This window comes from Sphingomonas sp. Leaf38 (assembly GCF_001421825.1).
In the GTDB taxonomy this organism is placed as follows: domain Bacteria; phylum Pseudomonadota; class Alphaproteobacteria; order Sphingomonadales; family Sphingomonadaceae; genus Sphingomonas.
This window is the reverse complement of record NZ_LMLD01000008.1, coordinates 211,050-213,671: the sequence shown is the minus strand read 5'-3', so window position 1 is coordinate 213,671 and position 2,622 is coordinate 211,050. Positions and strand designations below refer to the sequence as shown.

At 67.6% G+C, this 2,622-nt stretch carries 2 protein-coding genes; both read left to right on the top strand.

The window, feature by feature from the left end:
- The first annotated feature begins 15 nt into the window (after positions 1 to 15).
- On the top strand, positions 16 to 1,395 hold the full coding sequence (locus ASE88_RS02100) for a UDP-N-acetylmuramoyl-tripeptide--D-alanyl-D-alanine ligase (RefSeq protein ID WP_056474789.1): 1,380 nt from the start codon (positions 16 to 18) through the stop codon (positions 1,393 to 1,395).
- Positions 1,396 to 2,466: a phospho-N-acetylmuramoyl-pentapeptide-transferase gene (gene mraY, locus ASE88_RS02095; protein WP_056474787.1), complete on the top strand. Its 1,071-nt coding sequence runs from the start codon at positions 1,396 to 1,398 to the stop codon at positions 2,464 to 2,466.
- Positions 2,467 to 2,622: the final 156 nt, after the last annotated feature.

Genomic DNA, 2,622 nt, shown 5'->3' with positions numbered 1-2,622 from the left:
GGGGGGAGGGGAGCAGTGAGTCTGTGGACTTCGGCTGAGATCGCCGCCGCCACTGGCGGTGTGGCGTCGGGGGACTTTTCCGTCTCCGGCGTTGCGTTCGATTCGCGCGAGGTTGGCCCCGGCGATCTGTTCGTGGCGATGAAAGGCGAGGCGAGCGACGGGCATCTGTTTCTCGACCAGGCGTTTGCGCAGGGCGCCGCCGGGGCGATCGTGTCGGAGCCTTGCGACCACCCGCACGTCCTCGCCGCGGACAGTTTCGTCGCGCTCAATGCGCTGGGCGCCGCGAGCCGCGCGCGCAGTGGCGCGACGATCATCGGCGTCACCGGGTCGGTCGGCAAGACCAGCGCGAAGGAGGCGCTGTTCGCGTGTCTCGACCGTGCGGCGCCGGGTGCGGTGCATCGCTCGGTCAAGAGCTACAACAACCATACGGGCGTGCCGCTGAGCCTCGCACGGATGCCGCGCGACGCGACGTTCGGCGTGTTCGAGATGGGGATGAACCATGCCGGCGAACTCGCCGAACTGACTCAGCTGGTGCGGCCGCATATCGCGATGATCACCGCGATCGCGCCTGCACATACCGCCTTCTTCCGCGACGAGAGCGCGATCGCGGATGCCAAGGGCGAGATCTTCGCCGGGCTGATGCCCGGTGGCACTGCGATCGTACCGTATGACAGCCCGCATCGCGACCGGCTGCTCGGCCATGCCGCGCCGCATGCCGCGCATGTCGTGACCTTCGGCAGCGAAAAGGGCGCCGACGTGCGCGCGATCGAAGCGATGCGGCTGCCGACGGGCGGGACGTTCGTCACCGCGCGGATGGGGCAGGCCGCGGACCACGAACTGAGCTTCACGATCGCGCAGCCGGGCGCGCACTGGGTGTCGAACGCGCTGGGCGTGCTGGCGTGCGTGCAGGCGGCGGGCAGCGATCTCGGGCTCGCGGGGCTGGCGCTTGCCGAGCTCGGCGGGTTGCAGGGGCGCGGCGCGCGATCCATGGCATCGGTCGGTGACGGCGAGATCCTCGTGATCGACGAGAGCTACAACGCGAACCCGTCGTCGATGCGCGCGACGCTCAGCGTCCTTGCCCACGAACCGGGTCGGCATATCGCGGTGCTCGGCGAGATGCGCGAACTGGGCGACGCCTCGGCGGACTATCACGCCGGGCTTGCCGAACCGATCCTGGCGGCGCGCGTCGAAATGGCGCTGCTAGTCGGTGAAGCGATGGCACCGCTCGCGCAGGTGCTTGAGGGACAGATCGAAACCGTCCATGTGGGCGACGCTGCGACCGCGCTCGCCACGCTACGGACGATCGTCGCGCCGGGCGACGCCGTGCTCGTCAAGGGATCGAACGGGGTTGGGCTCGCTCGGGTCGTGGCAGGTCTCTTGAGCGGGAAAAACTGAATGCTGTACTGGCTTGCCGAGCATCTGGGGTTTCCCGGTCTGCTGAATCTCATCCGGTACCAGACGGTGCGGACCGGCGGTGCGGTCGCGACCGCGCTGATCATCGGCCTGATCATCGGCCCCAAGTTCATCGGCTGGTTGCGCGTGCGGCAGGGCAAGGGGCAGCCGATCCGTGCCGACGGCCCGCAATCGCATCTGGCCAAGCGCGGCACGCCGACGATGGGCGGGCTGATGATCCTGACGTCGATGTGCCTTGCCATCTTCCTGTGGATGGACCTGAGCAACCCCTATGTCTGGGCGTGCCTGTTCGTGACGCTCGGCTTCGGGACGATCGGATTCATGGACGACTATGACAAGGTGCGGAAGGCGAGCACCGCGGGGATCAGCGGGCGGACGCGGCTGCTGCTGGAATTCGCGATCGCTGGCATCGCGGCCACGATCATCATGTCGCAGAACGGGCCGCATCTGTACCTGCCGTTCACGTCGCGGCTGTACCTCGATCTCGGCTGGTTCTTCCCGGTGTTCGCTGCCTTCACGATCGTGTCGTTCGGCAATGCGGTGAATTTGACCGACGGGCTCGATGGGCTGGCGACGATGCCGGTGATCATCGCGAGCGTCGCGTTCATGCTGATCGTGTACCTGGTCGGGAACGTGAAGTTCGCCGATTATCTGGGCATCCCGCACGTGCCGCGCGCGGGCGAACTGGCGATCTTCTGCGGGGCGATCGTCGGGGCGGGGCTTGCGTTCCTGTGGTTCAATGCGCCGCCGGCGGCGGTGTTCATGGGCGATACCGGGAGTCTTGCCCTTGGCGGCGCCTTGGGGACGATCGCGGTCGTCGCGCATCACGAGATCGTGCTGGGGATCATCGGCGGGCTGTTCGTGATCGAGGCGCTGTCGGTGATCATCCAGGTGTTCTTCTACAAGCGCACGGGCAAGCGCGTGTTCCGGATGGCGCCGATCCACCATCATTTCGAACAGCTCGGCTGGGCGGAGGCGACCGTCGTGATCCGCTTCTGGATCATCGCGCTGGTGCTGGCGCTGGTCGGCCTCTCGACGTTGAAACTGCGGTGATCGTCGCGAAGGCCTGGCGCGGGAAGCGCTATGCGGTGCTGGGGCTCGCGCGGTCGGGGGGGGCGACGGTGCGGGCGCTGGTGGCTGGCGGCGCGGGGGTTGTGGCTTGGGATTCGGATGAGGCAAAGCGTGAAGCAATCCTCCCCGGGACGGGGA

Coding starts and splice junctions, on each gene's coding strand:
- mraY (WP_056474787.1), top strand. CDS start 1,396: ATGCTGTACTGGCTTGCCGAGCATCTGGGGTTTCCCGGTCTGCTGAAT.